The following is a 24,518-nucleotide window of genomic DNA, read 5'->3' as shown; positions in this document are numbered from 1 at the left end:
TCCAGTCTGAATTTTTTGAATTCATCATCGTTCGCTCTCTTCATTCTACCTATCTGTGTGAAGGTTGTCAAATCATTTGCCACTTCCATCTATTGTCTTTTTTTCAAGATTTTTATTGATGCCAGACTTTTCAATATCCGCGTGCCGAAATCTACATTCTGTGATACAATAAAACAAGCAAAGAAAGGAGCCATTTTTTATGTCAGAACAAAAGCAGCGTGTCTATGACGCCTTAAACAAGCTCGGAATTAAATATGAAGTCGTAGAACACGAACCCGTACACACAATGGAAGACATGGACCGCCTCGGTCTTCCCGAGAAAGGAACTCTGTGCAAGAACCTGTTTCTCAGAGATGCAAAAGGAAAACGTCATTTTCTCATTACCTGTGATGAAAATGCTAAAGTAGACTTAAAGTCTCTTGGCAGACAGCTCGGTGCCGGAAACTTAAGCTTTGCCTCAGAAGAACGTCTCGAAAAATATCTCGGGCTCAAACAGGGAAGCGTATCTCCATTCGGTCTCATGAATGATACCGACCATGCAGTCGAATTTTTTATTGATAAAAACTTAAGCAAATGCAAAAGTCTGGGAATTCACCCATTGGAAAACACAGCAACAGTATTCCTCTCATTTAAAGATCTGGATAAGTTCCTGTGGAATCTTGATGTGGATGTGATGAAAATACGGTTATAACAGGCAAAGAGAAGCAATGTATCCATTTGGACACGGAGCAAAAACCCCGGAGCGGCAACTCCGGGGTTTTCTATTCCTACTTTTGGCATGGGAAGGCTTAACCCCATAGGCTGATTATATAATCAGCATTGCATCGCCAAAGGAAAAGAATCTGTATCTTTCCTGTACTGCTTCTTCATATGCTGCCAATACATGTTCTCTTCCTGCCAGTGCTGATACTAACATAATCAGTGTTGACTCCGGCAGATGGAAGTTCGTGATCAATCCATCTAAAATCTTGAATTTATATCCCGGATAGATAAAAATCTCTGTCCAGCCACTTGTCGGTTTCAAATGTCCGGTCTCGTCCGCTGCCGATTCAATGGTTCTGCAGCTTGTCGTTCCAACACAGATAACTCTGTGACCGGAATCTTTTGCGCGGTTGATCTTCTCAGCTGCTTCTTCGTCAACCTGATAGAACTCAGAATGCATATGATGATCTGTAATCTCATCTACCTTTACAGGACGGAATGTTCCAAGTCCTACATGAAGTGTCACTCTCGCAATGTCAATGCCTTTTTCTTCTATCTCTTTTAATAATTCCGGTGTAAAATGAAGTCCCGCTGTCGGTGCCGCTGCGGATCCGGTATGCTTTGCATAAACAGTCTGATAACGATTCTTATCTTCCAACTGATGTGTAATATACGGAGGCAGCGGCATCTGTCCGAGCTGGTCTAAAATCTCTTCAAAAATTCCTTCATATTCAAACTTCACCAGACGATTTCCTTCTTCTACGATTCCAACGACCTCTCCAACAAGAAGACCTTCTCCAAATACGATTCTTGTTCCAACTTTTGCCTTCTTACCGGGCTTTACCAGTGTCTCCCAGATATTATTCTCTTTTCTCTTTAATAATAAAATCTCAATCTTTGCTCCTGTTCCTTCCTTCGCTCCAATCAGTCTTGCCGGAATAACCTTGGTATCATTGATGACAAGACAGTCTCCTTCTTTCAGATATCCTGTAATTTCTTTAAATATATGATGTGAAGTAGCTCCCGTCTCCTTGTCAAGGACAAGAAGTCTGGAACTGGAACGATCCTCGAGCGGATCCTGCGCGATTAATTCCTCTGGCAGATCATAATAAAAGTCCTGACGTTTCATGATTATAAATCCCCTTCCTGTATGTTTTCTTCTATACTATCTTCTACTTCTTCTTTGTTTTCTTTTATTTCTGTTACATTTTCACCTGTAGTCCCAGTTGTTTTTTCAGATTCAGCTTGTGTAAACTCCTTTTTCACTTGCCCGGCATCACTCACGAAACTATATCCTCCATCTGGCACAGCTCTATACGGTTGTCCTGGCTGTGACTGACTCTGCACTTGCACATTTTTCTGTACATAATTCTGTGTCTGCACTGGTTCTCGCGGCTGTACAGACATCTGCGGTTCTGCCGCACTCTGATACTCTGGATACATTTTCACTTTTTTCTCATAGACAACTCTTGTGTCACAGAGCATATCGTGAAAGCCCCGTTTTTCCTTATCAACTCCCACAATAATATATCCAATCCAGATAGATATTCCACATAAGAATCTTCCGACAGTCTCCCGGTATAATACATCCACAAATGAAAGCTTTTCATTCCTGTCAGCAGGTACTACCCTAAGATTCATCAGCCGTTTTCCAATCGTTGTTCCAGTACACCATGTCAATAAAACAAAATACATGACTTTGAAAATGTACAACACAATATCCTTTAATGAATAATGAAACAATACATTTCCATCCAGTATTGTACCACTGATTATGGCTCCGACTCCAATCCAGATAAGCCGTACAACAAGAAGCACAACTGCTGCGATGATGCTGTCAATAATATAGGCTGCTAAACGCACCCAGAACCCGGCATAATTCTCATTACTGTAACTGTTCTGCATAATACATCAGCACCCCGCTTTCCTTCTCTTCGGCAGTTTCCTTTAATATCTGTGCCTCAGATTTTGGAACAAGCTTTTCTGCTTTACTAAATATTGCCGCCAATATGCTTTCCTCACTGCTCGGTGTATAGAACTCGTCTACTCCAAGCTCCAAAGCCATCTGATTCATTACATCCTGGTAAGTTGCGATCTCATCAATAAGCCCATTCGCTTTTGCCTGTTTTGCGGTGTAAGTGCGTCCGTCTGCCAGTGCTTTTACCTGGTCTGCCGACATATCTCTTCCGTCCGCAACAATATTTACAAACTCCTGATAACACTCATCGACCTGCGACTGGTAAATTGCGACCTGCTCGTCTGTCAGCTTGGAACTGTCCTTGTTCACACCACTCGTAATACTGACATAACGAATTCCAAGTTTCTCATAAAGTCCGCTCATATCATACCCTGACATAATGACGCCGATAGATCCTGTAACCGTATTCTTATTCGCATAAATCTTATCTCCGGTTACAGACGTCATGTACCCGCCAGAAGCTGCATAATGTGCCATATAAGTCCAGATTGGACGGCCTGTCGTCTCTTTATATTCTATCAGCTTGTCATGAAGTTCTTCCGACTCATAGACCGCTCCGCCTGGAGAATCCACATACAGCAGAATCCCTTTATTATCTGAATCGTCCATAAGATTGTCAATATAATCCATCGTTGTATTGTGCTGATATCCAGACGATGTATCCAATACACTGCTCTGCGTCTGCTCCTGAATCGTCCCCACTACATTCACAACTCCAATATAATCATCTGCCGGCGGATCAAATTCCAGTTCTCCAGCCAGCATCGTTGTCACATCTTCTGCCATTGTATTTGCAGATAAAGTATTCGTCAATACGCTTGTAACACCTGTCACAATAAATACAGCCCCAGCCACAACCAGACCGATTATCTGTTTGTTCTTCATCTTTTTTCTCCTTTAAGTTCTAAATCTCCATAGCTTTTTTATTGTAACATATGAAGGATTGTTTTTCAAAAAATAATACATTTAACGCGTAGTAAACCTCGAATTTACTACGCGTCCTGCTATTTTGCTAACTTTATTAATTCTTCGACTCTTTTATTACATTCTCCCACCGGCACATCTGTTACAATAACTCTCTTACACTTTTTCATCACTTCAACTGCTCTTTCAAATGTCTCATCACTAATCTGCCGGAATGGTTCTTCTGTAATCACTTCCACTGCCAGAAGTCTTGCAAGCTGATAGTCAATATCATTCTTGTAGAGGATTCCTGCTGCAAATGGAATGTGTTCTTTCTGTAACTGTCGATAAATTGGGATTCCGCTTCCTCCGGACGAAATTACAAATACCTCTGGTTCTCCTTCTATCTTCGGAAGCTCTATGCTTCCAAATACCGGATCAAAAGAACCATTGTCAATTTCATAAAGACTGCGGATTGTATCTTCCTTAAATACCTCTTCTGGCTTTCCATAATGTGCAATGGTATCTCCCTTCACACAGATAATCTTATCCGACACTTTCTGTGCAAGATCAATCTCATGCAGCGACATAATGACTGTAATATGCTTTTTTCTTGCCATACGTTCCAATATTGCAAGTAATTCTAATTTATATCGTACATCTAAAAAAGATGTCGGCTCATCCAGCACAATAATCTCCGGCTCCTGACAGATTGCTCTTGCAAGAAGAACTCTCTGTTTTTGTCCATCACTAATAGCGTTAAAATCGCGGTTTCCCAGATCTTCTGCATGAACTGCCTTCATTGCCTCATCTACGATTTGTTCATCTTCCGGCGTCAGTATTCCAAGCCGCCCTGTATATGGGTAACGTCCTGTTGCCACAATTTCATGACAGGTCATAAGCTCCGTTTTGATACGTTCTGTCAAAACAACAGCCATATTGGAAGAAAGTTCTTTATAAGACATTTCCTGAAGGGACGTGCCATCGAAGAACACCTTTCCTCCAATTAATTTCAATTGTTTTGTAATGCTCTTTAAAATTGTAGATTTACCGGATCCATTTGGTCCAATGAGCGTTACAATTTCACCTTTATCAATACCAATATTAATGTCATGGATCAGTGTCTTTCCCTGGTATCCAACAGCCATATCATCCATTTTAAAATAATAATCTGCCATGTTACATTCTTCCTTTCTCACGCTTCACCATCATATAGATGACAATCGGTGCACCAAGTATCGATGTGACTGTACTGATATTCAGCTCCACCGGTGCCAGTGCCATACGAGCGATCAGATCACAGATCATACAGAATACAGCCCCTATAAAAAATGTACCCGGTATCACCACAATCGGTTTTGATGTTCCGAACGCTTTTCTCGTAAGAAATGGAACTGCAATTCCCACAAAAGAAATTGGTCCGGCAAATGCAGTCACACACGCAGAAAGAATACTTGACAGTAATATAATAACAACTCGGAATACTTTAATATTCACTCCCATACTCTGTGCATATGCTTCTCCAAGCTGATATGCACTGATTGGTTTTGACAGTAAAAATGTACACACTGCCGCAATTCCAACTACAACTATAGCTACTTTTATATTTCCCCAGCTCATACCGGAAAAACTTCCCTGTGACCAGCCATGAAGATTTACAATATCAGAATCATCTGCAAATGTCACCACAAAATCTGTAATTGCGGAACAGATATATCCAATCATGATTCCTCCTACTAAAAGGGATGCCATATGATGAATCTTCTTTGACATCAAAAGAATGAATCCCGTCGATATCAACGAACCGATAAATGCTGCCACTACTAATGTGTAAGATGAAAAATGTCCTACATATTTTAAAAATACAATCATAGTCAGTGCGACAGCCATCTTCGCTCCGGAAGAAATTCCAAGTACAAACGGTCCTGCGATCGGATTTGAGAAAAATGTCTGTAATAAGAAACCGGACAGAGACAATGCTCCGCCCAGTAATGCTGCCATGAGGATACGCGGCAGACGTATCTTCCATATGATACTGTACTCTACCGCCTCTCCATCTTGTAAAAATAATATTCTCAAAATCTTCGGCACAGAAATATGTACATTTCCCGTATTAATATTCAGCACTGTAATGACAAAAAATGCTGCGATCATACACACAAATACAAATGTATATCTGGATCTTTTTCTGAAATTTTCAGTATGAAAACTTAACTGTTCCTGCTTTGTTTCCTTATTTTGCATATTTCTCCACCAGTTTCTTTTATTTTTTGATCTTTATTTCATCTTTTCAAGAAATGTCATCTGACTGGCATCACCATCTGTCAGCATCAGATGAATATCTGAAATCAGTTCTCCAACTGTGTCTGTCGCCTGATATAAGTTCTTACCAGTATACCATACATTTCCATCTTTGACAGCTTTAAACTCTGTAAACAGATTGCTCTTGGCTTCCAGATCACCAAGACTACTCACCTGTCCGTCAATGGTTCCGTTGTAAATAAGATAATCTGCATCTACTGCCGTTGCATAAAATTCTTCCATCGTCAGTTTTACAGATGGCGCATTCCCCTCAGAATTCTTCAGATCCTTGAACACATATCTTCCACCGGCAATCTCAATCATAGTCGGAATGTAGTCATCGGATTTGCGGACAACCACAGAACCGTCTGTATTGATGTAAAAATATGCCACTGTCTTCTCTGTATTCTTAAAATCCTTCAGATCTTCGATTACCTTTGCCTGGTCATCAAAAAATGTTTCTGCCTCTTTTTCTTTATTCAACATTGCTCCATAGACTTTGATCCACTCTGTTCTTCCAAGTGGATGAGACTCATAACTGGAATAATCTACAAATACTGGAATATCAAGGTCTTCAATCATCTCCTGCACCTTCGGTGAGTGAAGAATCATCGTAGATTCTACTGCCAGTTTGCAATCTCCATCTACAATCTTCTCATAATCCGGTTCACTGTATTTTCCTGCAAATGTCATGGCTCCGGATTCCATTGCTTTCTTCGCACTTTCTATATACCAGCCGGAAGCCTCTAAACCAGAAAATTTCACAGTATCAATTGCATCTAATGCATCAAATAATGACATGATTGCTGTAGCAGCCATATAAATATTCTGAACCGGCTGATTGATGACAACAATATCACTGTCCAGTCCCTTCGGAGCCTCTTTGCCTTCCGGAACGATCAGATACTGCCGTCCCTCATGAACATCAATCAGCTTATATCCATCTTTGTAATAAAATACATCGAATTCCTGCGCATACGTCAGATCCATCGCAGACTCATACGTCAGCCCGTCAATTTGAGGGGCTTCTGCTTTTTTTGAATCGCTATTATCTGAGGATGTCTGAGCCGATGAATTCGTACTGTCACTGCTTTCTTTACCGCTTTTCGCAGAGCCACAGCCCATAACCATAAGGGCTGTAGCAAGCAAAAGCGCTGTTATTTTATATATTTTTTTCTTCATGTTCTTTTCCTTTATTCTTCTGTCTGAACTCTTGCCTGGGCAATTGCATCATCACCGGCGTCCTTGACTGCCTGATCAAATAATGTATTCATCTGATCCTCACATCCAAAAAGTACACCGTAAACTTTGATCCACTCATATTTAGCCAAATCTGTCTGCTCATCCTCAGAACGGTCTACGATAACCGGAATTCCAAGTAATGCAAATTTCTCAGTCATCTGCTGGAAGCGCTCTATCTGCTCTTCTACAGTCAATTCTTTCTGTTTTTCAGATTGGTCTTCAGATTTCTTCTTTGATTTTTTATCTGATTTATCATTCTTTTTCTCATCAGATTTTTTATCTTTATCCTTAAAGTCCGTATTGTCTTTATTTTCTTCAAGGTCTGTGATATCCGTCTCTCTTGGAAGAATATCAGATGTAAGTAGTGCAAGATTTGTTTCCTGTTTTACCAGTGTCTTGAAATCTGGCTTCTCTTCTTTTCCACCATAAACAACCTGTGCCTTGTCTTCTCCATCTTTCTTCTCCATCTTTTCTGCAACAGAATCAACTTTACAGTCTTTTTTCTTATCCCCAATCGCTGCAACATTGTCTGTAAGTCCAAGTTCATCCATCTTCTCAAGAAGTGCTTCTGTTGATGTATAAGTCTTATCTGTCGGCATCTGCACTACGATCATATCCTGGTCAAGACCGACTGGGACTTCAACTCCTTCTGGAACAAGAAGATATTTTACAACATTTCCTTTATAAAGCTCTGCTGCCAGTTCCTCTTCACTTATACCATTCAGATTTTCTTCGCCATCCTCCGAAATTCCTACAGCAGCTGTATCTTCTTCTGCTACATTCTCGGATTTTACATCCTTGGAATCTGTACTCTGATCTGCATCTGTATCTTTTGCTACATCTTCACTTTCACCAGTCTCATTTTCTGCATTGATAGCTTCTGCTGCAAGCTTCTCCGGATCATTTGCAGTTCCTTTTGTCATATCAATCTCAAGGAGCGTAATCCCCTGATCATAGTGATAAATCTTGAAATATTCAGCATAATCAAGCTTTGTCTCTGACTGATACGATAATCCCATGATATCAGGAGCCTTTTCATCTAACTGTTTATTAGCCGATGCTCCTCCTAAGGTTGTTCCATTTCCAGCTGCTGCCAGATAAACAAAGATCGTATACTCAATCTCATGTGCGACTGACATTTTATCTGTCATACCCAGAATCTTATTATTCTGATTTAAGGCAACTGGAATCGTTACTGTAGCAGTTCCGCCGCCTTTTGTTGTATAATATGTATTTCCATTTGCTTTTACATATTGATAATGATCACTGTCAAATACCAGTGTTGCATATGCCTGACCATTCTTAATGGTAATCTTATTACAATAAATCTTAACCTTTCCTGTACCACCTGACCATGTAAAACGATCCGGTGTATACACACCATCTGCCAGTGTTGTAGAGCTGTTTACCTGACTCGTTGCACCGCTCGTATCGGCTTCATACTTAGATTCATTCTCTGCTTTTCCATCATTCGGCTTCAAGACAGATCCGTTATTGCCACTATTGTTATTACCATTGTTTCCGTTATTGCCACCGTTGTTGCCATTATTGTTGTTATTTCCATTGTTGTCATCGCTGATATCACCGATTTTCTTCACTGTCTCTGACTTGAATGTAAGGATTCTGTCATACCAGATTGCATTTTTTATAGAATATGCCGCTACATCTATTCCTTTATCCAAAGCTTCCACTGGAATGGTATAAGTATATTTTCCATTACTGTCTGCTACAAATGGAATCCAGCTAGACTGGTCTGCCGCTGCCGCTTCTTCCTTGGTTCCCATATACAGATATCCATATCCTGTTCCACTCAGTGTCAGCACTGCGCTCATCTTTCCATCTTTTGATGTTAATTTGCAGTCTACCACACGGAACATAGATGCACTGGATTCTACGTCAATACTGTAAATACCATTTTCCAGAACAGGGACATCGCCAATCTTTTCCAGGCTGTTGGAATCAAATGTAAGCATTCTGTCATACCATTGCTGTCTATTATGTGAAAATGCTGCTACTGCGATTTTTTTGTCCAACGTCTCTATCGGCACTGTATAAGTATATTTTCCCTCTTTGTCTACTACATATGGAATCCAGGCAGACTTGTCCGTCTCTGCGGCTTTTGCTCCGGTTCCCATATACAGATAATCATATCCGGTTCCGCTCAGTGTCAGCACTGCACTCATCTTTCCGTTCTTGACGGTCAGTTTACAATCTATTACATTGAACATGGATGAACTGGAAGTTACATTATTCACTTTATAAATTCCGTCTGCAGGAACTACTATTCCCGGGTCTGGATCCGGATCTGGTGTCGGGTCTGGATCTGGTGTCGGAAGTTCTCCTGTCTTCTCAAGAATTCCATTAATAAATGCTCTTGAATCTTTTGTTGACCACTGACCTGTCTTTGCTGAACGTACGGAATAACTAAATTCTTTTCCAAGTTCTGATACAGGCATTGTAAATGTAAAACTCTTATATCCACTTGCAATGTCCGAGCGGTCTTGTGGAACAATCGCGTTTGCTTCCTTTACTTCGTCAGAATCCACCGTATTACCGATATATAATCTGTCATATAGACCAGCCTGTGTCACCCAAGTAACAGTAGCCTGATCTCCACTTATAGAAACACTACTTTCTCTCTCAAAATTCAAACTATATGAATTTGTAGTCGGATAAGCCGAACCATATAAATTGTATACACCTTCTGCAGTTGTATTAACTCTGTTCTCCAGATTCGGAATGTTTATGAACAAATCTCTTGCCCAGGTAAACCACTTTTCATTTCCAGGTGTAATTGCAATGTTCATTCCCTGTTTTTCAGCCTGTATATCAAATGTGAAGGTTGTTACATTTTTTTCTAAATCATAAGTTCCTTTATAAACCGGTGTCTTATCCGTATCTGCCTGTACTCCAAGATAAATTTTTGTCCACTTGTTTCCTTTCACATCTAACGTCATACGAATATTCTCTCCGCGCAATACTGCTTTCGAAGAAACAATTACAAAATCATTAAATGTACTTCCTGTACCTCCGGCAATCACCTTCACTTCATCAGTAGCAGTTGGAAAACTTTCAATTCCCTCATATGGAATATAAATCCAAAGATCCTGTTTACTATACCAAGTTCCATCCACTTTTCCTAATGTAACCGGGAGAACCTTTCCGCTGTATGATACCGGCACCTGAAATGTGAATGTATATCCTCCATCTGCCAACTCAGTTCCTTTTACAACTGAATTTTTGATTATATCTTCTTTTTCTCCCAGATATAATTTATCAAAAGATACATTCTTGGTCGAAATTGTAATCTCTAAATTATCTCCATCTTCCTGAACTTTTGACTTATTCACCACAAACATCTTAAATGCACTGCCATCAGCCTTGACAACCTGAACCTTGCTGCCCGTTACAGTCGGCGCAGATGGATTTTCCACTTTTGCAACATCAGAAGTTACAGTTGTTCCATTAGAATCAGATATGATACAACGATATTGTCCGATTTTATCTATTGCCATCTGAAATGTGTATATATTTGTCTTTGCGCTGATTCCATCACAGTCTGTCCAGCTTGTCCCATCTGCACTATATTGCCACTGATAATTTAATTTAACACTCTCATCACCATTCACCACAACATTAAGGGATACTTGTGTATTATTCTTCGCAATTACATCTTTTGGCTGTGATTGAATTACAACCTCTGTCTGCTTTTTAAATACATCTAAAGCAGGTATTTTTAATGCAAGGGAATTATTTGTGCTAAATGTTCCATCTTTTTTCTTTCTCGGAACAAAATGCACTTCTCCTCCCGCCATGGAGTTCGGAACTTCAAATGTAAATTTTTCCAGATTTTTTACACTATCTACTTCTCCCATAACCAATGGAGTTTTTTCTGCATCATCTTTTCGCCCGATATAAATTGCGTCATATGTAAAGTTTCCACTGCTTGCTGGTTTCACCCAGATAGATACTTGAATCTTATCTCCTATAATCTTTGCTTCTGACTCGGCAATCTTAATCATCGAATATGTCTGTCCAGGCTTTTCAATATCATCACTGGCATAAATAGCCTGAATATCGTTTTTAGTTATATATGCATTGTCTTCTGTACTATTGTTGCCGGAATTTTCACCATCACCATTTCCCTCTTCATCTGTTTTTTGTTCTGGAGACGGTGGCTGAGAATTAATCACAGGTTCTTTAGGATTTGGAATACTCATCCAGAGATAATTATCACTCCAGGTACCGTTATCAGAACGTCCAACAGCTATCGGAATCCAACTGTTCGCTTTTGATAATGGTACACTTATAGAAAATTCACAAGTACTTCCTGTGTTATTTCCTACTATATAATTATTTTTTTCTGTATCAGTTACCGATCCTAAATACAACCAGTCAAAAACTTTTTTAGTTCCTGTGTGAAATGAAACCTTAACCTGATCATCTTTCACTTCCATTTTGTCAACAACAACCGGGAACATTCCATACTCGCTCCCATCATTTTTCAATACCTTTACGTCGTCAATATCTACTGTCGGCTGAACCGGTGTCTCTGTCACCTTCGTTTCCGCCTCTGTCATCTGTGAGCCCTGAGATATCTCCGTTTCCGGATTACCTGCCTCAGTTTCCAGCACACCGGCATTATCTTCCGGCTGTTCAGATGTTATATCCTCTTCTGTTTTTAATTCTTCTTTACTCTCCTCTTTAACAGCTGTACTTTCTTCCTGTGCATGACCAGTATCGCTTGATACTTCTTCTGTTTCCTGTTGCACAATACCCTTCGCATCCTGATCTTCTGCATATACGTTCGCATAAGACAAAGGTGTTGCCACCATAGACGCAACCAGCACTCCGGCTAAAAAGCCTGCACTTTTTCTCTTCATCTTTTCCTCTCCTTATTCCGTTTTTCTTTGTAATTTGGGAATTATTAAGAATTATTTACACGAAAATAAAAATCCTCTACTTTTAAAAGTAAAAGATTTCCTGTTCCTTATATATTTCGGCACAATCAATTACTCGTGATCTGGAATTTCTATTTCCCGTACCAACGGTCGGCAGGTTTCCTGACTTGTAAATCTTACATAGAATCTCCTTCCCAGTCTCCCAGTGGATGTCTAACACAACCTCAGATTCTGTGCTAACACATGATCTATGTATTCACTCACAGTGACGAGTTCGTACAGGTCTCGCACCTGTTTCCCTTTTACCTGTCTTCTAAAAACAGCACCGAACGTTCTTCATAATTTTCCATAACAAATATAACATTTAGACTTGAGAAAGTCAATGAAACCGGGGTTTTATTACAATTCATTATACTTCAGTGGCATACTTAAAAAGCTTCCACAGGATTTCTCCCATAGAAGCTTCTTTTTTCAATTTATACGCCAAATTCCTCATACAATTTCTTACGATATTCCAAATCCTCCAACGCCTTAATACTATCTTCCTGACGATTCTGCTTTGAAAGCTTCATTAATAAATTGGCAAGCCGTTCTTCCCCTATACGTTCTCCTTCTTTTCTTCCTTCTTTTCTTCCTTCCTCTCTTCCTCGTATTCTCCCTTCTCTTAAGCCTCGCTCTGTTGCCTCTTCTCTTACCAGTCTTTCTCTTTCTTCCATCTTCATATACTCGACCTCCACACTTGTACTTGTTTTTATCTCCTGTATACTCTCATGCAGACGGCGAAGTCTTTCATCACATTCCTCTGGAAGTCCATGTTCATTACTCTCAGTAATATAATGAAGAAAATCCACTAATTCTTTCGATACTTCATCTTCATTTTCCCCTTTTGTACTGAGAAATAATTTTGTAACCTCATCTCCAAGTAATAAATCTGGCTGTTCCTTGCAGCGACTCTCAAACGTATAGCAATACTTCTTCATTCCATATGGATCATAGTCACAAATTACAATAATAAACAGCGGTTTTAGCTTATCAAAACCTTTTTCACCGCTTTTCAACATTGGTGCGTCCATCAATGCCTGATAGAATCTGGTTCATTTTGGAATATTTCCTTCCTTCCGATTCTGCATCTCTACATCAAAAACGCGACCATCTTCAGATTCTGCGACAAAATCCATTCGGATTCCACGTTTTCCCGGAATATTGTGAATAACCTTCTGACCTTCTTTCCACTTGAGGCTTTTTAATCGCAAACCAGTAGATAATTCGATAATTGTCTTGCAATTTTCCAGTTCCGCGGTTGCCACATCAAATAGAAAATCGTCCGTGAGATTCATCTCCTTTAATGGCTTCCATCTGTCTTCCTGCATGATTAAGTTTTCGGTTCTCTCCATACACTTTTCTCCTTGTATTATACCATTTATAGTTATTTTTTCAAACATGGAATATCGGACGAATCTGTCCGTATGATCAGAGCAGAACTGCTCTTAAATTAACTTGATCTTTTTCGAATGTTTGAAGTGGGTATATCATAACATATTCAACATCTTCTATACAATCAATTATTACTTAAACTTTTCTTAAATCTGTAGAACTTTTTATAAATGTAATTTTTACATGCCGTTTTGTTTCATTAGATATACAGATGTAAATAGATTTATAAATTCGTCCGATTTATCAAGAAAGGACAGCCATGTGTTTTTTCACATCGGCTGTCCTTTTGACATTTCATAAATATGCTGTTAAACAAAAGCCACTGACTACAATAGCTTTACTTCTTTAAAAATCCCATGATTCAGCTGATAGCCAACATTCTTAATACACATCTGTCCGGCAAAATGTGCTTTTCCAATCATATGAATGCAGGCCTGTGCATATCCGATTGGCTCTTCTAACTGATGATCCACAAACTTCGCTTTTCCTGTTCCAATAAGAGCGAGTGTCGTTTTCGGGCAGAGCAGAATCATAGTCTTATCATCGGCAAGCTGCTCTACTTTCTTCAAGAATGGGTACGTAAAATTCACCGTAACAGCTTCCATCATCTTCGGTCCCAGAATATTCACTCCGCCAGAAGAATCTGCATAGCTGATCAAATCTCCCCCGTACTCTTTCACCAGTTCCATATATTTCAAAATCTGATCTCCCAGTTTCCAGAAGACCTTTTCCATCACTTCCGGTTTTTTTCGCATTCCCTTGAACACATATCTTGCATCGATCAGCACATTGAGAATTGTAAATGGTCCTGCCACTTCGAATACAACATGTTCTCCTTCTTCACGAAGTTTTTTACATGCAAGAAGAGTCTCTTGAATTCGTCCTTTCGTGAAATCCATGTCCGGCAGATTTAATATTTCTTCTACATCTGTACAGACATATCCTCCAGCTCTCGGACCTGCAATCTCATTTCCAAGATTTATAATTCCTCCCATAGCCTCTGCCTCTAATGTATGGCAAAATGGGAGTTCACATATAACTGCTTTATCTTTCTCTTTCAACATTTTTGAAAGAGTCACCATTGTATCACAATGTGTATATGCATCTGGAAATGTTAGTCCCAGTCCTTCTGTCACTTCTGAACGAATTCCTGCTGAATTATCATATGTACAATTAAAATCTTTTATATCTCCCATATTTTTAACATTACCTCTTCGCATAACCAAGATTGGATTCCCTCGCTTTATCCGGGTACTTCCTATCTCATTCATTTCTTCAATTTTTAGTGGACTTCCGGAAACATAAGGCAATCGGCAAATAATCTCTCATAGCCTTCTGTTGCACCAAGTTCCATATAATCCATATGATGAGCCAGTTCTTCCATCTCTCGCTTCACCTGACCGGATAAGAGCGCCATATAAGCTCCGGTCTTGGAAGAGTTACCGACATAGACAAGTTTATCTTTCACTTCTGCCGGAAGAATTCCTGTTCCAATAAGGCTGTCTGCCGGAAGATGTGCTCCAAATTGTCCTGCAATCATAACCTTGTCAAGCTCACTCATCTCTTTTCCTGCCTTCTTAAGAAGTGCATAGAAGCCAGACAGAATAGCTCCTTTTGCAAGCTGTACCTGTCGGACATCTCCCTGAGTGATCTTAAGGTCTTCCGTCATCTTGAACTGACGTTTGATACCATCCATCTCAATCATTGGGTAACGATAATCTGTCTCTTCCAGATTCTTCAACTTGATAAATGCGCCGTCTTTTCTTACCAGTCCGGTTCTTACCAGTTCTTTTACCACTGCCAGGATACCACTTCCACAGACACCGATTGGATCAGCATTGCCGATAATTTTCAGCTTCACGCCATCTTCCTTAATTTCAACATCTTCAATAGCTCCTTCTGCCGCACGCATACCTGAGCTGATGTTCATACCTTCCAGTGCCGGACCTGCGGCACAGGAACAGGAGAGCAGTCTTCCATGATCTGAAAATACAATCTCTCCATTCGTTCCAATATCAATAAACAAGACATTTTCATCTGCCTTATGAAGCTCACAGACATAAGCTCCTGCCACAATATCTGCTCCGATATAAGATGATACTGATGGCAGACAATAAAGTCTTGCCCCCCTGGATGCATGAATACCAATCTCCTCTGCTTCAATATCCTTTGCCTTTACAAACATTGGTGCATACGGTGATTTTCCAATGGACAGTGCATCTACACCAAGAAGCATATGCATCATCGTGCAGTTCGCTCCTACAGAGACCTCGTAAATCTGTTCTTTCTTCACTCCGGTCTGGCCACAGACATCCGCAATCATCTCATTGATAGAAGCAACGATTGCTTCCTTAAGTGCCTGTACCCCCTCCTTGGGATGCTCCATCTCATAAGTAATGCGAGTCAGGACATCCAGTCCAAAATGCTTCTGTGCATTGATCATAGAGGAATCTGCCAGTTCTTTTCCGGTCAGCATATCAATCAGTGCTGTAACAACGGTTGTTGTTCCGATATCTATTGCGATTCCATACATAGAATCTGTAGTATCTCCCTCTTCCAAATCCATCAGCACTTTTTTGCCATCTTTTTCACAGTGGATAACTGCCGTGTAACTTCCTTCTTTGAAACAGAATCCACGCAATACAGAAAATGGAAATTCCACATCCGAAAGCTGTTCTTTGATCTGATCTTCAAATGGTGTCTGGTCTGTCAAAAGCGGCTTATGTATATTCACGACCTGTTTGACAATATCCAGGTCTTTTTCGAATTTTGGCACATATCCTTTTGATAGAACTTCATGCTTGCGCTCTTTCTGCATCAGCTCTACTTCCAGATCACACTGTGGATGAACCATACAGGAAAGACGCACACCACTTTTTACTTCTTCTGGTTTTAAGAAACGTAATTCTGTAGAAGATACTTCCCCTACTTCTCCTGATACAATGCGTACTTTACACTTTCCGCATACTCCTTTTCCATTACACGGATTATCAATAAATATGTTCTGCGCCAGCAAGATTTCTAGAAGGCTTGCTCCCGGTTCATAATCGTATTCCTTGCCAGACTGAACGATACGTAATTTATACATTAGCTGCTTCCTCCATAATTCCATGACGGATTGCCTGGATATTGGTCAGTGGTGACTTCGTTCCAAGTCCGCATGCCGGAGAAATGATATTGGAACCGTCTTTCCAACATTTTACTGCAAGCTGCTCTACCTTCTCAGGCTGTCCAAACTCCAGCGTCCACGTACTGACATTTCCCATCAGGGCGTGCTTTTTTAAATGTTCGCGTGCCTCACGCATAGATACACAAGAATCGAAACTAAGTACGTCAGAATGTATCAGCTCTGCCTGCGGATATACATTTTTCATCTGTCCGCAAATATGCATGATTTTTCCCATGGTTTCTTTCTGAAGAGCATCCCAGATCATATTATTATATTTGACTGTATACTCCTCAAAAAGCTTCGGTCCCAAAATCTCTCCCGTTCCACTTGGATCGGAAATGGCAATGATATCTGCACCGGCATCAATCTGTGCTCTTGCAAACTTTATAATCTCATCAGTCACAAACTGCATGTAACGGTGTGCTTCTTCTTTTTTCTTGCGAAGCTCTTTATAAAAAATAACCGGCTCCATAACGGAACTTGCTGTGCTGACCGGTCCCGTAATATTTCCGATAATCGGCACATCTAAGTTTCTGGATTTTAGAATACGGATTGCATCCAGTACAACCTTTGCTCTTCCTTCCTCCATACTCATCGGTGTAATGGTCTCCCACTCTGTGACCGAATTGATCGCATATCCCGTTACATGCGGCTCATAAATTTTGCTGCCCATAGTCACCTGAGCCCCCATAGCTTCTGCCTCAATCGTCATGCAGAATGGAACACCTACATTTTCAAAGCAGCCTTTTTCATAATTAGCTTCTGCCAAATCTGCCATCATTCTGGCATTCAGATGTGCCTCCGGCCAACTTACATTTGTCTCATCCATCAGATCTGTCGTTATCATATTCATCATTCCACCGGGACAGATACATGGCGGTCTGTCCGTCGGCTCCTGATGCATAGCTTTCATAATTCGTTCTTTTGCATCCATAAATCCCCAGCTCCTTTTTCGAATTCTTATTCAGATTCTTTTATATTTAGCCTGGCCTATACCTTTTCAGACCGTTTCCAGTACAGCTTTTGTCTTTTCTATCTAGGCAATTCCTGTCAGCTCTTTCGCAACTTTTACAGCTTCAACCGCATTCACAGAGTATCCCTCTGCTCCGATATCGTCCGCAAATTTTTTGGAAATCGGGCTTCCTCCGACCATAACTTTGAACCGGTCACGGATTCCCTGGTCTTTTAATTTCTCTATAACTGTCTGCATTCCACCCATAGTTGTCGTCATCAATGTAGACATACAGATCAAATCTGCATCTACCTCTTTTGCCTTCTCAATAAACTGGTCAAGCGGAACATCTCGTCCAAGATCATACATCTCGAATCCTGCTGTCTCCATCATAATCTTTACCAGGTTTTTACCGATGTCATGAGTATCTCCTTCCACAACACCAATAACTGCTTTTTTCTTTGTCTGATCATCTGTATTTTCCAGATGCGGACGAAGTACATCCAGTCCCGCATACATTGCATCAGAGCAAAGGAGTACATCTGTTACAAAATACTCTTCTGCATCGTAAAGCTCACTGGCCTTGTTCATACCATCTACAAGACCTTCCATGATTCCATCAAACGCCGGATATCCGGCCTCAATATATTCTTTCGCAACGTCTACGACTTCCTCATCTTCCATTTCTACTACACACTCTGATAATTTTGCTAATAATTCTTCTTTAGATGCCATACTATAAATCCTCCATAATCTATATTTTTATTAAAAAATACCTCATAGCCCGCAAGCTGTTTTCTCCTGACATTCCCATCTGTTGACGTATTTTATCTTGATACATTTTAACATTAATTACACGTATCTTCAAATTGAGTACTTCAATATATTCGTACAGACATTTATCCTTTCTATATGTCATCCATCAGATAACGAATCGCCCAGGCCGGCACTTCCGGAATCTTATCCAAAACTTCACTATCATATATAAATGCCACTGGATACTCTGGTTTTTTTCTCGGATAAACACCCATTCCATCTGTAAAATACAGCATTCCATTCAAGTTCGTAAGTTCTCCGTTTTTTCGAAGTTCTTCTATATACTCAAATGCCGGTCTGAAATCAGTTCCTCCCCGGCCATAAAGTGTCAAGTCTTCCATCACCTGCTCCAGTTCTTTCTCTGATGTAATCTTCACATCCTTCTGAACCAACGCATCACACTGGATCAGATGAAAATTCACCCTGTCTTCGCTTTCCTGCCCACTTTTTAATATCTGGTACGTTTTTTCCAGAAATCTCCGAAGTTTTTCTTCCTCCACTGACCCTGAAGTATCAATCACAGTCACAAATGTTTTCACCACCCGGACATCCTTGTACTCCAACGGCTCGATCAGTGGCATATTTCCATACAGTTGCATTCCATAAGTATAGAAATTATAATCAAATTCCTCATCATTGATCTTCATATGTTCCCCAAGCCTGGTGAACTTTCTTAAGAATGCACTGTAATCCTGCTTCTTTCTGTTCGCAAGCTTTAAATTCACCAAAAAATCACCGGTTTCACCACTCCGGCTTCTCATAAATGTCTCAAGTTCCACCTGAATCTTTTTCGCAACCTGCTTCCACAGCTCTTCCAATTTTTGATTCAAGAACATGACTTCCCGGTTCTGACTCACCTGCCCCGATTTCACCTGGATTACATCATTCCTGTTTTTTGTTTCGGGATACCAGAAGCTATGGTCATCCCGACGGAAAATTTTCTCCAGCCGGTCTATTTCTGACTCTTTTGTCTTTTTCAGATATCCATAAATCTTTTCCGCATTCATAAGTCCCACATTTTTTCGGATGCGGTCAAGTTCCCGCTTTTCATCTGTCCCGGCACTAATGTCTGCAAAGTCCATTTTCCAACTTTCGATGATATATTCTGTTGCCATATCGCATGCAAGATCCCATTTTCTTTGCTCAATCTTTGGATTTACAAAGAAGTGTCTGAATATTCCATGCACGACTAAATGCATATACATTCTGCTGACGAAACCTTTCTCTTTCTGATATACTCTCAGTACGTATTCTGGATTATAGTAAAGATTTTTCCCATCTGTTCCCATGCCATATGAACGATTACACATACATTTAGAGGGACTCTCCGTCAACATCCGAATTGCCGGTTCCAGAAACCTCATATTGACCAACATTCTCTGTCTACTAAAGTTCAGAACTTCTGAAGCCACTTTTATTATTTCCACACACATAAATATTACACCTGATCAAGCCCCAAATTTTTAATCTGATCCATAATATCTTTCTGTCTCTCGTAGAACATCAAATTCTTATTATGTTTAAAATACTCACGACATCCATACTGACTGATAAATCTGGCCGTATATTCATTCTCCGTAAGTTCTGTCACAAGTACAAGAATCTCCTGTCCTTCTTCAAACACATCTTCGCAAAAGTAAAATGAGTTGGACAGACACCCCGATGCTTTTCTTGTCTGCTCTTGAAAGCTTTCTGTCAGCTGGGCAAAATAATCTCTGAGAATTACAAAATCTCTTTCATCCGGAGTCCGTATACCTGCTTTTTTCCGGCATTCTTCCAGATAGACAAGCACACGGTCATCTTCCCACACCTGGGCACGGGATAAATTACCGGCACGTTTTTTCTGTTTTTCTTGTTCCATTAAACATTCTTTTTGTTGTTCGATACAAGAAACAAGGTCTCGGCCTTTTTCCACATCTGCTTTTATCTTTTTCAGGCAATCCCCAAATACAAACAATGCATTTTGCATCTCCATTGTCTCTTTAACAGTATCCGTAATTCCATCCATCAAAAGACCAAGGAACGAAATCCGCTCATCAAAAGATGCTTTCATTGCCCTCTGTCTTACTTGCTCTGATGGAATGCCGAATAAGATACGGTCCACCTGATAATCATTTTTATATTTTTTGAACAGATCATAATAAATTGCAAAGTCACGGGCAATCTGCTCGTCCTGCACGTACTGGCTGATCAGATTCAGATCCACAGGCAGATTCTTCTTTTCACTCAGGCACATGATCTGACTTAAATCTTCCCAGCCTCTTGCTGTCACAAAATGCTTTCCATCCACAGTATTTTTCACGGAATAAAATGCATCTTTCTTCAGATCCAGATAAGTCAGGATTGCCGGGTGCATCCCCTGCTCATAAGCATATGTTTTCCAGACACTATAATCAGGCTCTACATCCATTCTCTTTACGCGGTCCCAGGACGCAATATCGAATTCCCTCACAGAATGATTGTATTCTGGCGGATTCCCTGCTGTTACGATAATCCAGCCCTCAGGCACTTTGTGTTGTCCAAATGTCTTGTACTGTAAGAACTGAAGCATCGCCGGCGCCAAAGTCTCAGATACACAATTGATCTCATCCAGAAAAAGGATTCCTTCACGTATCCCAGTGTCCTCCATCACTTCATAAACCGCTGCAATAATCTCACTCATCGTATACTCAGATACCTGAAATTTTTCTCCGCCATACTCCTTTTCTACAATGTATGGAAGTCCCAGTGCACTCTGCCTTGTGTGATGTGTCATCGTGTAAGACACAAGTGCTACTCCAAGTTCCTGCGCAACCTGCTCCATAATTGCAGTTTTACCGATTCCCGGTGCTCCCATCAAAAATACCGGACGCTGCTTTTCTGTCGGAATTATATATCTGCCTTTTTCATCCTTTTCCAGGTACAATTTTACCGCATGTTCAATCTGCTCTTTTGCTTCCCTAATATTCATAAATATTATGACAACGCTGCCAGAAGCTGATCAAGCTGGCTGCCCGTCTCCTCCTTCTTATCCTCATTTTGGATTTCATTCTGATAATTCAACAGCATGCTACGGATCTCCATGTCGGATTTTTGCAGTGACTGATTCAGAAGCCTGTTCACTGCCTGTTCCGCCAATAAATTGTAATGAATGAAAAACTGTAATAACTTTTTATTTTCTAATAAAAGGACTTCATAGGAACTCCGGTTTTCTTTCAGATCCTTCACATAAGAATCAAGGATTTCACTTCTTACATCTCCCTGTTCTACCAGGTAATCTGCAAGTCCTGCTGCCGCCCACATTCTCCATTCTTTTGCAAATCTCGTAATCCTCATATTCGGTGCAATGATTTCTTCCATGTCATAGCAAGTTGTCCACATATCCCAGTCCTGAAACACTTCTTCATCCACCGGGTTTCCTTCTATATACACTCGTTTTAATGCAGAACATTGTGAAAAAATGCCTTTGCCAAACTCTGTCACCCGTTTTGGGAAATGAAGTTCTTTTAAATTCGTACACCGGTAAAACACCTTGCGTTCTACCACTTCCAGTCCTTTTGGCAAATGTACTTTCTCCAGACTGACACAAGTCACAAAAGCACCTTCTTCAATTCGCTTCACACTCTCCGGTAAATCCACCTGTTCCAGAGCCGCGCACCCGGAAAATGCATGAGCCCCAATCACTTCTGTATCATGCGGCAGTATTACTTCCCGCAGTTTTCCACAATCATTGAATGTATCATGTGGAATCTCCACCAGATGTTCTGGAAACTTCGCTTTTTTTAACATCCTGCAATAACGGAATGCACTGTGCCCAAGTTTCTGCAAATTCTCCGGTAATTCCATATATTCCAAAGGTGTTCCGCTGAAAGCATAAATGTCGATTGTTTTTATGCTTTCCGGTAAATGTATCTTTTTGATTCCACTCCCCTGAAAGGCATGCTTTCCGATTCGTTCCACTGAATCTGGCAAATGCACTTCCTGCACTTCCATGCAATACTCAAAAGCACTGTCTGCAATGATCCGGATACCATCCGGCACTTCTACAAATGCGTCAGCTCCAAGATATTTTATAAGCGTATCTCCTTCTATCTGAAGATTTTGATCTATGTTTCCGGATTCCATTACACTTTTTAATACTTCCCGTGCATCTTCACTTTTCAACGCTTTCGTATTCAGTCGTTCCAGCGCTTTCCAGCCTTCTTCTATTTCCTCCGGTTCCACATCGTCTGAATCAATATTATTGACCAGAATCACATCTGCATGTTCAATCTGGTCTACATAAAATTCTCCCAGTCCGGAGGCATATGCCTCCACCATGCCAATGTCTACAACTGTAACATTCGGTCCAATCACCATCTCAAGATGTTCCTTCTCTTTTAGCTGCGTACATACTTTCACGACATCGGACAGTTTTCCAAATCCAGATGCTTCTATAAAAATTCTGTCCAGGCAATCTTCCATGGCAATCCGGCGCATCTTTTCTTCAAACTCAAGTGCCATCCCGCAGCAAATACAGCCCTCACCGATTTCTTCATAGATCAAGCTGCCTTCTACATTTTCCCGGTCAACTACTTGTGCACCAAAATCATTTTGAATTACCGCAGTCTTTCCCTTTATCTGTTCTATACATTGATTTAAGAATGTTGTTTTTCCGGATCCCCGAAATCCAGATATGATCTGAACAACCATGTCCTTTTTATCTACCTCCATCAGATTAGTTTTCTGATTTTATATCTTTTTATTCAAATTTGGCAGATTATCTTTCCGACACATTTTACTCAAAGTTCTTAGGATCTAATGGCCATTTCCCATACTTTCTTGCTGCATTCATAAACGCTTCAATATTCTCCAATTTTACCTGACCGGAAAGATCACATCCAGAGGCAAGAATATAACCATTCGGTGAATCCCATGCTTTCTGCAAACACCTCTTTACAGCTGCATCCATTTCTTCCTTTGTTCCCTGAATAAAATAGTCGACCGGTGCCACATTTCCAAGAATCGGCATCTTCTGCCCTGCTGTATTTTTTACATGCTCCAAATCAACGACATTGTCCACACTGATCATATCACTTCCTGCATCTGCCATGTCATCAATTGTTTTGGTCGTATCCCCACATATATGATAGCAGACCATTCCTCCTGCATTATGAATTGCCTGATTTACTTTTTTTGCATACGGAAGCACAAACTCCTGATACTGACTATTTCTCAAGATTGTGCCAGAAGCGAGTGGATCACATTGTAAGATCAATACCCCTTCTTGAATGAACTCTTTATAAATATCGATAAGACAATCTTCAGACGTTCCGGATCCAGCTTGTCAATATCATCCAAACTTTCAAGCGGATACGTTGCGATTGCAGGTGTCTGAAACTCCGAATCATTGGTCGTTCCCCCAAGCCCAACTCCTACCATGTGAAGCCCGTATTCAATGACTGCAAGGTCATTACCAAATCTTTTGTACGCTTCAATCTGACACTTTGCCTCATTCTCCGGTGAGCTTCTTTTCTCGCGATGAGTCATCCCACATACATCGCCTGACATAGATACTATGACCGGCATTGCAAGCATTCGATCCATCGATTGTCCTGTCATAAAAGCATTCAGTCTTTGATTCGGTGTCATCTGGTCTAATTCGTGCATAAATCTCCTCCTCGTATTATACATGCAAACAATAAGTTTCTCAACATTCCCCCTGGATTTTATACACTATAACTTCTATCACTGTCATGAACGATCAGTATAAAATATTTTTCCACTAAAAAAGGCAGGGAAAATAAAACGAAGTGTCTGTTCTTTTCCCTACCGAAAATCCCAATTCCTATATAGCAGGTTTCCTGGCTTGATTTCATCCTCTGCTTTCCTCTTCCCGGCTTATATTACTGCTGTTCTGTTGCGGATATAAATACCAGTGACTCCGTTGAAGCTTCGTCCATCTTACAGTAGAATAGGCTGCCCTGGATTCTCACCAAATTCCCTTTTAAATGTCAAATCCATCACTAATATAGTCTTCTGCATCCAGTATAATTATTAAGCACGCTTATTTCAAATAAATAATATTGATATATCTACCCAATTATCGTTTTTCCAAATAAAATACACTCAGTCTTCATGGAATTCCTAAAAAGAATAAAC

General features: G+C 40.4%; 19 protein-coding genes and 2 riboswitches. Of the genes, 1 reads left to right on the top strand and 18 read right to left on the bottom strand.

From position 1 onward, the window contains the following. Positions 1 to 199 precede the first annotated feature (199 nt). A complete protein-coding gene (locus LI149_RS05200) occupies positions 200 to 691 on the top strand; it encodes a prolyl-tRNA synthetase associated domain-containing protein (protein ID WP_005338736.1) in 492 nt (163 codons plus the stop codon). Between the two features lie 114 nt (positions 692 to 805). Here LI149_RS05200 and queA read toward each other — a convergent pair whose 3' ends face one another. The 18 genes from queA to LI149_RS15560 all read right to left on the bottom strand — a co-directional run bounded on the left by queA (position 806) and on the right by LI149_RS15560 (position 24,026). After that, positions 806 to 1,831 (bottom strand): tRNA preQ1(34) S-adenosylmethionine ribosyltransferase-isomerase QueA, encoded by a 1,026-nt coding sequence (gene queA / locus LI149_RS05195; RefSeq protein WP_117613083.1) that lies wholly within the window; start codon positions 1,829 to 1,831, stop codon positions 806 to 808. A 2-nt stretch (positions 1,832 to 1,833) separates the two neighbouring features. Further along, positions 1,834 to 2,607, bottom strand: coding sequence for an RDD family protein (locus tag LI149_RS05190; protein ID WP_227143052.1), 774 nt, complete (start codon positions 2,605 to 2,607; stop codon positions 1,834 to 1,836). After that, a complete protein-coding gene (gene sppA / locus LI149_RS05185) occupies positions 2,588 to 3,565 on the bottom strand; it encodes a signal peptide peptidase SppA (RefSeq protein ID WP_227143051.1) in 978 nt (325 codons plus the stop codon). The genes LI149_RS05190 and sppA overlap by 20 nt, the downstream gene beginning before the upstream one ends. 119 nt (positions 3,566 to 3,684) lie before the next feature. Continuing rightward, entirely contained in the window at positions 3,685 to 4,761 is a 1,077-nt protein-coding gene (locus LI149_RS05180; protein ID WP_227143050.1) for an ABC transporter ATP-binding protein, read from the bottom strand. A gap of 1 nt (position 4,762) precedes the next feature. Then, on the bottom strand, positions 4,763 to 5,827 hold the full coding sequence (locus LI149_RS05175; RefSeq protein WP_227143049.1) for an iron ABC transporter permease: 1,065 nt from the start codon (positions 5,825 to 5,827) through the stop codon (positions 4,763 to 4,765). 33 nt (positions 5,828 to 5,860) lie between these two features. Then, complete coding sequence (locus LI149_RS05170; protein WP_227143048.1) at positions 5,861 to 7,066, bottom strand: ABC transporter substrate-binding protein; 1,206 nt, start codon at positions 7,064 to 7,066, stop codon at positions 5,861 to 5,863. Positions 7,067 to 7,077: 11 nt separating this feature from the next. Then, positions 7,078 to 12,009 carry a hypothetical protein gene (locus LI149_RS05165; protein WP_227143047.1) on the bottom strand — a complete coding sequence of 1,644 codons (4,932 nt, stop codon included), beginning with the start codon at positions 12,007 to 12,009 and terminating at the stop codon, positions 7,078 to 7,080. Between the two features lie 152 nt (positions 12,010 to 12,161). After that, positions 12,162 to 12,372, bottom strand: a riboswitch (cobalamin riboswitch). A gap of 131 nt (positions 12,373 to 12,503) precedes the next feature. Then, positions 12,504 to 13,100 carry a hypothetical protein gene (locus LI149_RS05160; RefSeq protein WP_227078611.1) on the bottom strand — a complete coding sequence of 199 codons (597 nt, stop codon included), beginning with the start codon at positions 13,098 to 13,100 and terminating at the stop codon, positions 12,504 to 12,506. A 21-nt stretch (positions 13,101 to 13,121) separates the two neighbouring features. Further along, positions 13,122 to 13,421 carry an Rpn family recombination-promoting nuclease/putative transposase gene (locus tag LI149_RS05155; RefSeq protein WP_227078610.1) on the bottom strand — a complete coding sequence of 100 codons (300 nt, stop codon included), beginning with the start codon at positions 13,419 to 13,421 and terminating at the stop codon, positions 13,122 to 13,124. A 366-nt stretch (positions 13,422 to 13,787) separates the two neighbouring features. Then, positions 13,788 to 14,657: a uroporphyrinogen decarboxylase family protein gene (locus tag LI149_RS05150; RefSeq protein ID WP_227143046.1), complete on the bottom strand. Its 870-nt coding sequence runs from the start codon at positions 14,655 to 14,657 to the stop codon at positions 13,788 to 13,790. A gap of 86 nt (positions 14,658 to 14,743) precedes the next feature. Further along, positions 14,744 to 16,549, bottom strand: coding sequence for an ASKHA domain-containing protein (locus LI149_RS05145; protein ID WP_173786498.1), 1,806 nt, complete (start codon positions 16,547 to 16,549; stop codon positions 14,744 to 14,746). Then, positions 16,542 to 17,564: a uroporphyrinogen decarboxylase family protein gene (locus LI149_RS05140; protein WP_118000942.1), complete on the bottom strand. Its 1,023-nt coding sequence runs from the start codon at positions 17,562 to 17,564 to the stop codon at positions 16,542 to 16,544. The genes LI149_RS05145 and LI149_RS05140 overlap by 8 nt, the downstream gene beginning before the upstream one ends. Before the next feature lie 102 nt (positions 17,565 to 17,666). Continuing rightward, complete coding sequence (locus tag LI149_RS05135) at positions 17,667 to 18,317, bottom strand: corrinoid protein (RefSeq protein ID WP_173786496.1); 651 nt, start codon at positions 18,315 to 18,317, stop codon at positions 17,667 to 17,669. Between the two features lie 173 nt (positions 18,318 to 18,490). Next, complete coding sequence (locus tag LI149_RS05130) at positions 18,491 to 19,708, bottom strand: VWA-like domain-containing protein (RefSeq protein WP_227143045.1); 1,218 nt, start codon at positions 19,706 to 19,708, stop codon at positions 18,491 to 18,493. A gap of 128 nt (positions 19,709 to 19,836) precedes the next feature. Beyond that, complete coding sequence (locus LI149_RS05125) at positions 19,837 to 21,348, bottom strand: ATP-binding protein (RefSeq protein ID WP_227143044.1); 1,512 nt, start codon at positions 21,346 to 21,348, stop codon at positions 19,837 to 19,839. A gap of 5 nt (positions 21,349 to 21,353) precedes the next feature. Further along, complete coding sequence (locus LI149_RS05120) at positions 21,354 to 23,090, bottom strand: leucine-rich repeat protein (RefSeq protein WP_227143043.1); 1,737 nt, start codon at positions 23,088 to 23,090, stop codon at positions 21,354 to 21,356. Between the two features lie 64 nt (positions 23,091 to 23,154). Then, entirely contained in the window at positions 23,155 to 23,634 is a 480-nt protein-coding gene (locus LI149_RS15565) for a uroporphyrinogen decarboxylase family protein (protein ID WP_330382651.1), read from the bottom strand. Next, positions 23,631 to 24,026 carry a uroporphyrinogen decarboxylase family protein gene (locus LI149_RS15560; RefSeq protein ID WP_227968819.1) on the bottom strand — a complete coding sequence of 132 codons (396 nt, stop codon included), beginning with the start codon at positions 24,024 to 24,026 and terminating at the stop codon, positions 23,631 to 23,633. The genes LI149_RS15565 and LI149_RS15560 overlap by 4 nt, the downstream gene beginning before the upstream one ends. Before the next feature lie 166 nt (positions 24,027 to 24,192). Next, a riboswitch (cobalamin riboswitch) is annotated at positions 24,193 to 24,402 on the bottom strand. Positions 24,403 to 24,518 lie beyond the last annotated feature (116 nt).

The sequence above is a fragment of the Dorea sp. 210702-DFI.3.17 genome (assembly GCF_020560825.1).
Taxonomy (GTDB): Bacteria; Bacillota; Clostridia; order Lachnospirales; family Lachnospiraceae; genus Dorea; species Dorea formicigenerans.
The sequence above is the reverse complement of the archived record's forward strand: the minus strand, read 5'-3'. Positions and strand labels throughout refer to the sequence as shown.

Coding starts and splice junctions, on each gene's coding strand:
- LI149_RS05130 (WP_227143045.1), bottom strand. CDS start 19,708: ATGTGTAATCGTTCATATGGCATGGGAACAGATGGGAAAAATCTTTAC.
- LI149_RS05150 (WP_227143046.1), bottom strand. CDS start 14,657: ATGGGAGATATAAAAGATTTTAATTGTACATATGATAATTCAGCAGGA.
- LI149_RS05175 (WP_227143049.1), bottom strand. CDS start 5,827: ATGCAAAATAAGGAAACAAAGCAGGAACAGTTAAGTTTTCATACTGAA.
- LI149_RS05180 (WP_227143050.1), bottom strand. CDS start 4,761: ATGGCAGATTATTATTTTAAAATGGATGATATGGCTGTTGGATACCAG.
- LI149_RS05200 (WP_005338736.1), top strand. CDS start 200: ATGTCAGAACAAAAGCAGCGTGTCTATGACGCCTTAAACAAGCTCGGA.
- LI149_RS05125 (WP_227143044.1), bottom strand. CDS start 21,348: ATGAATATTAGGGAAGCAAAAGAGCAGATTGAACATGCGGTAAAATTG.
- LI149_RS05155 (WP_227078610.1), bottom strand. CDS start 13,421: ATGGAGAGAACCGAAAACTTAATCATGCAGGAAGACAGATGGAAGCCA.
- LI149_RS05160 (WP_227078611.1), bottom strand. CDS start 13,100: ATGGACGCACCAATGTTGAAAAGCGGTGAAAAAGGTTTTGATAAGCTA.
- sppA (WP_227143051.1), bottom strand. CDS start 3,565: ATGAAGAACAAACAGATAATCGGTCTGGTTGTGGCTGGGGCTGTATTT.
- LI149_RS05120 (WP_227143043.1), bottom strand. CDS start 23,090: ATGGAGGTAGATAAAAAGGACATGGTTGTTCAGATCATATCTGGATTT.
- LI149_RS05135 (WP_173786496.1), bottom strand. CDS start 18,317: ATGGCATCTAAAGAAGAATTATTAGCAAAATTATCAGAGTGTGTAGTA.
- LI149_RS05140 (WP_118000942.1), bottom strand. CDS start 17,564: ATGGATGCAAAAGAACGAATTATGAAAGCTATGCATCAGGAGCCGACG.
- LI149_RS05165 (WP_227143047.1), bottom strand. CDS start 12,009: ATGAAGAGAAAAAGTGCAGGCTTTTTAGCCGGAGTGCTGGTTGCGTCT.
- LI149_RS05145 (WP_173786498.1), bottom strand. CDS start 16,549: ATGTATAAATTACGTATCGTTCAGTCTGGCAAGGAATACGATTATGAA.
- queA (WP_117613083.1), bottom strand. CDS start 1,831: ATGAAACGTCAGGACTTTTATTATGATCTGCCAGAGGAATTAATCGCG.
- LI149_RS05170 (WP_227143048.1), bottom strand. CDS start 7,066: ATGAAGAAAAAAATATATAAAATAACAGCGCTTTTGCTTGCTACAGCC.
- LI149_RS15560 (WP_227968819.1), bottom strand. CDS start 24,026: ATGCACGAATTAGACCAGATGACACCGAATCAAAGACTGAATGCTTTT.
- LI149_RS05190 (WP_227143052.1), bottom strand. CDS start 2,607: ATGCAGAACAGTTACAGTAATGAGAATTATGCCGGGTTCTGGGTGCGT.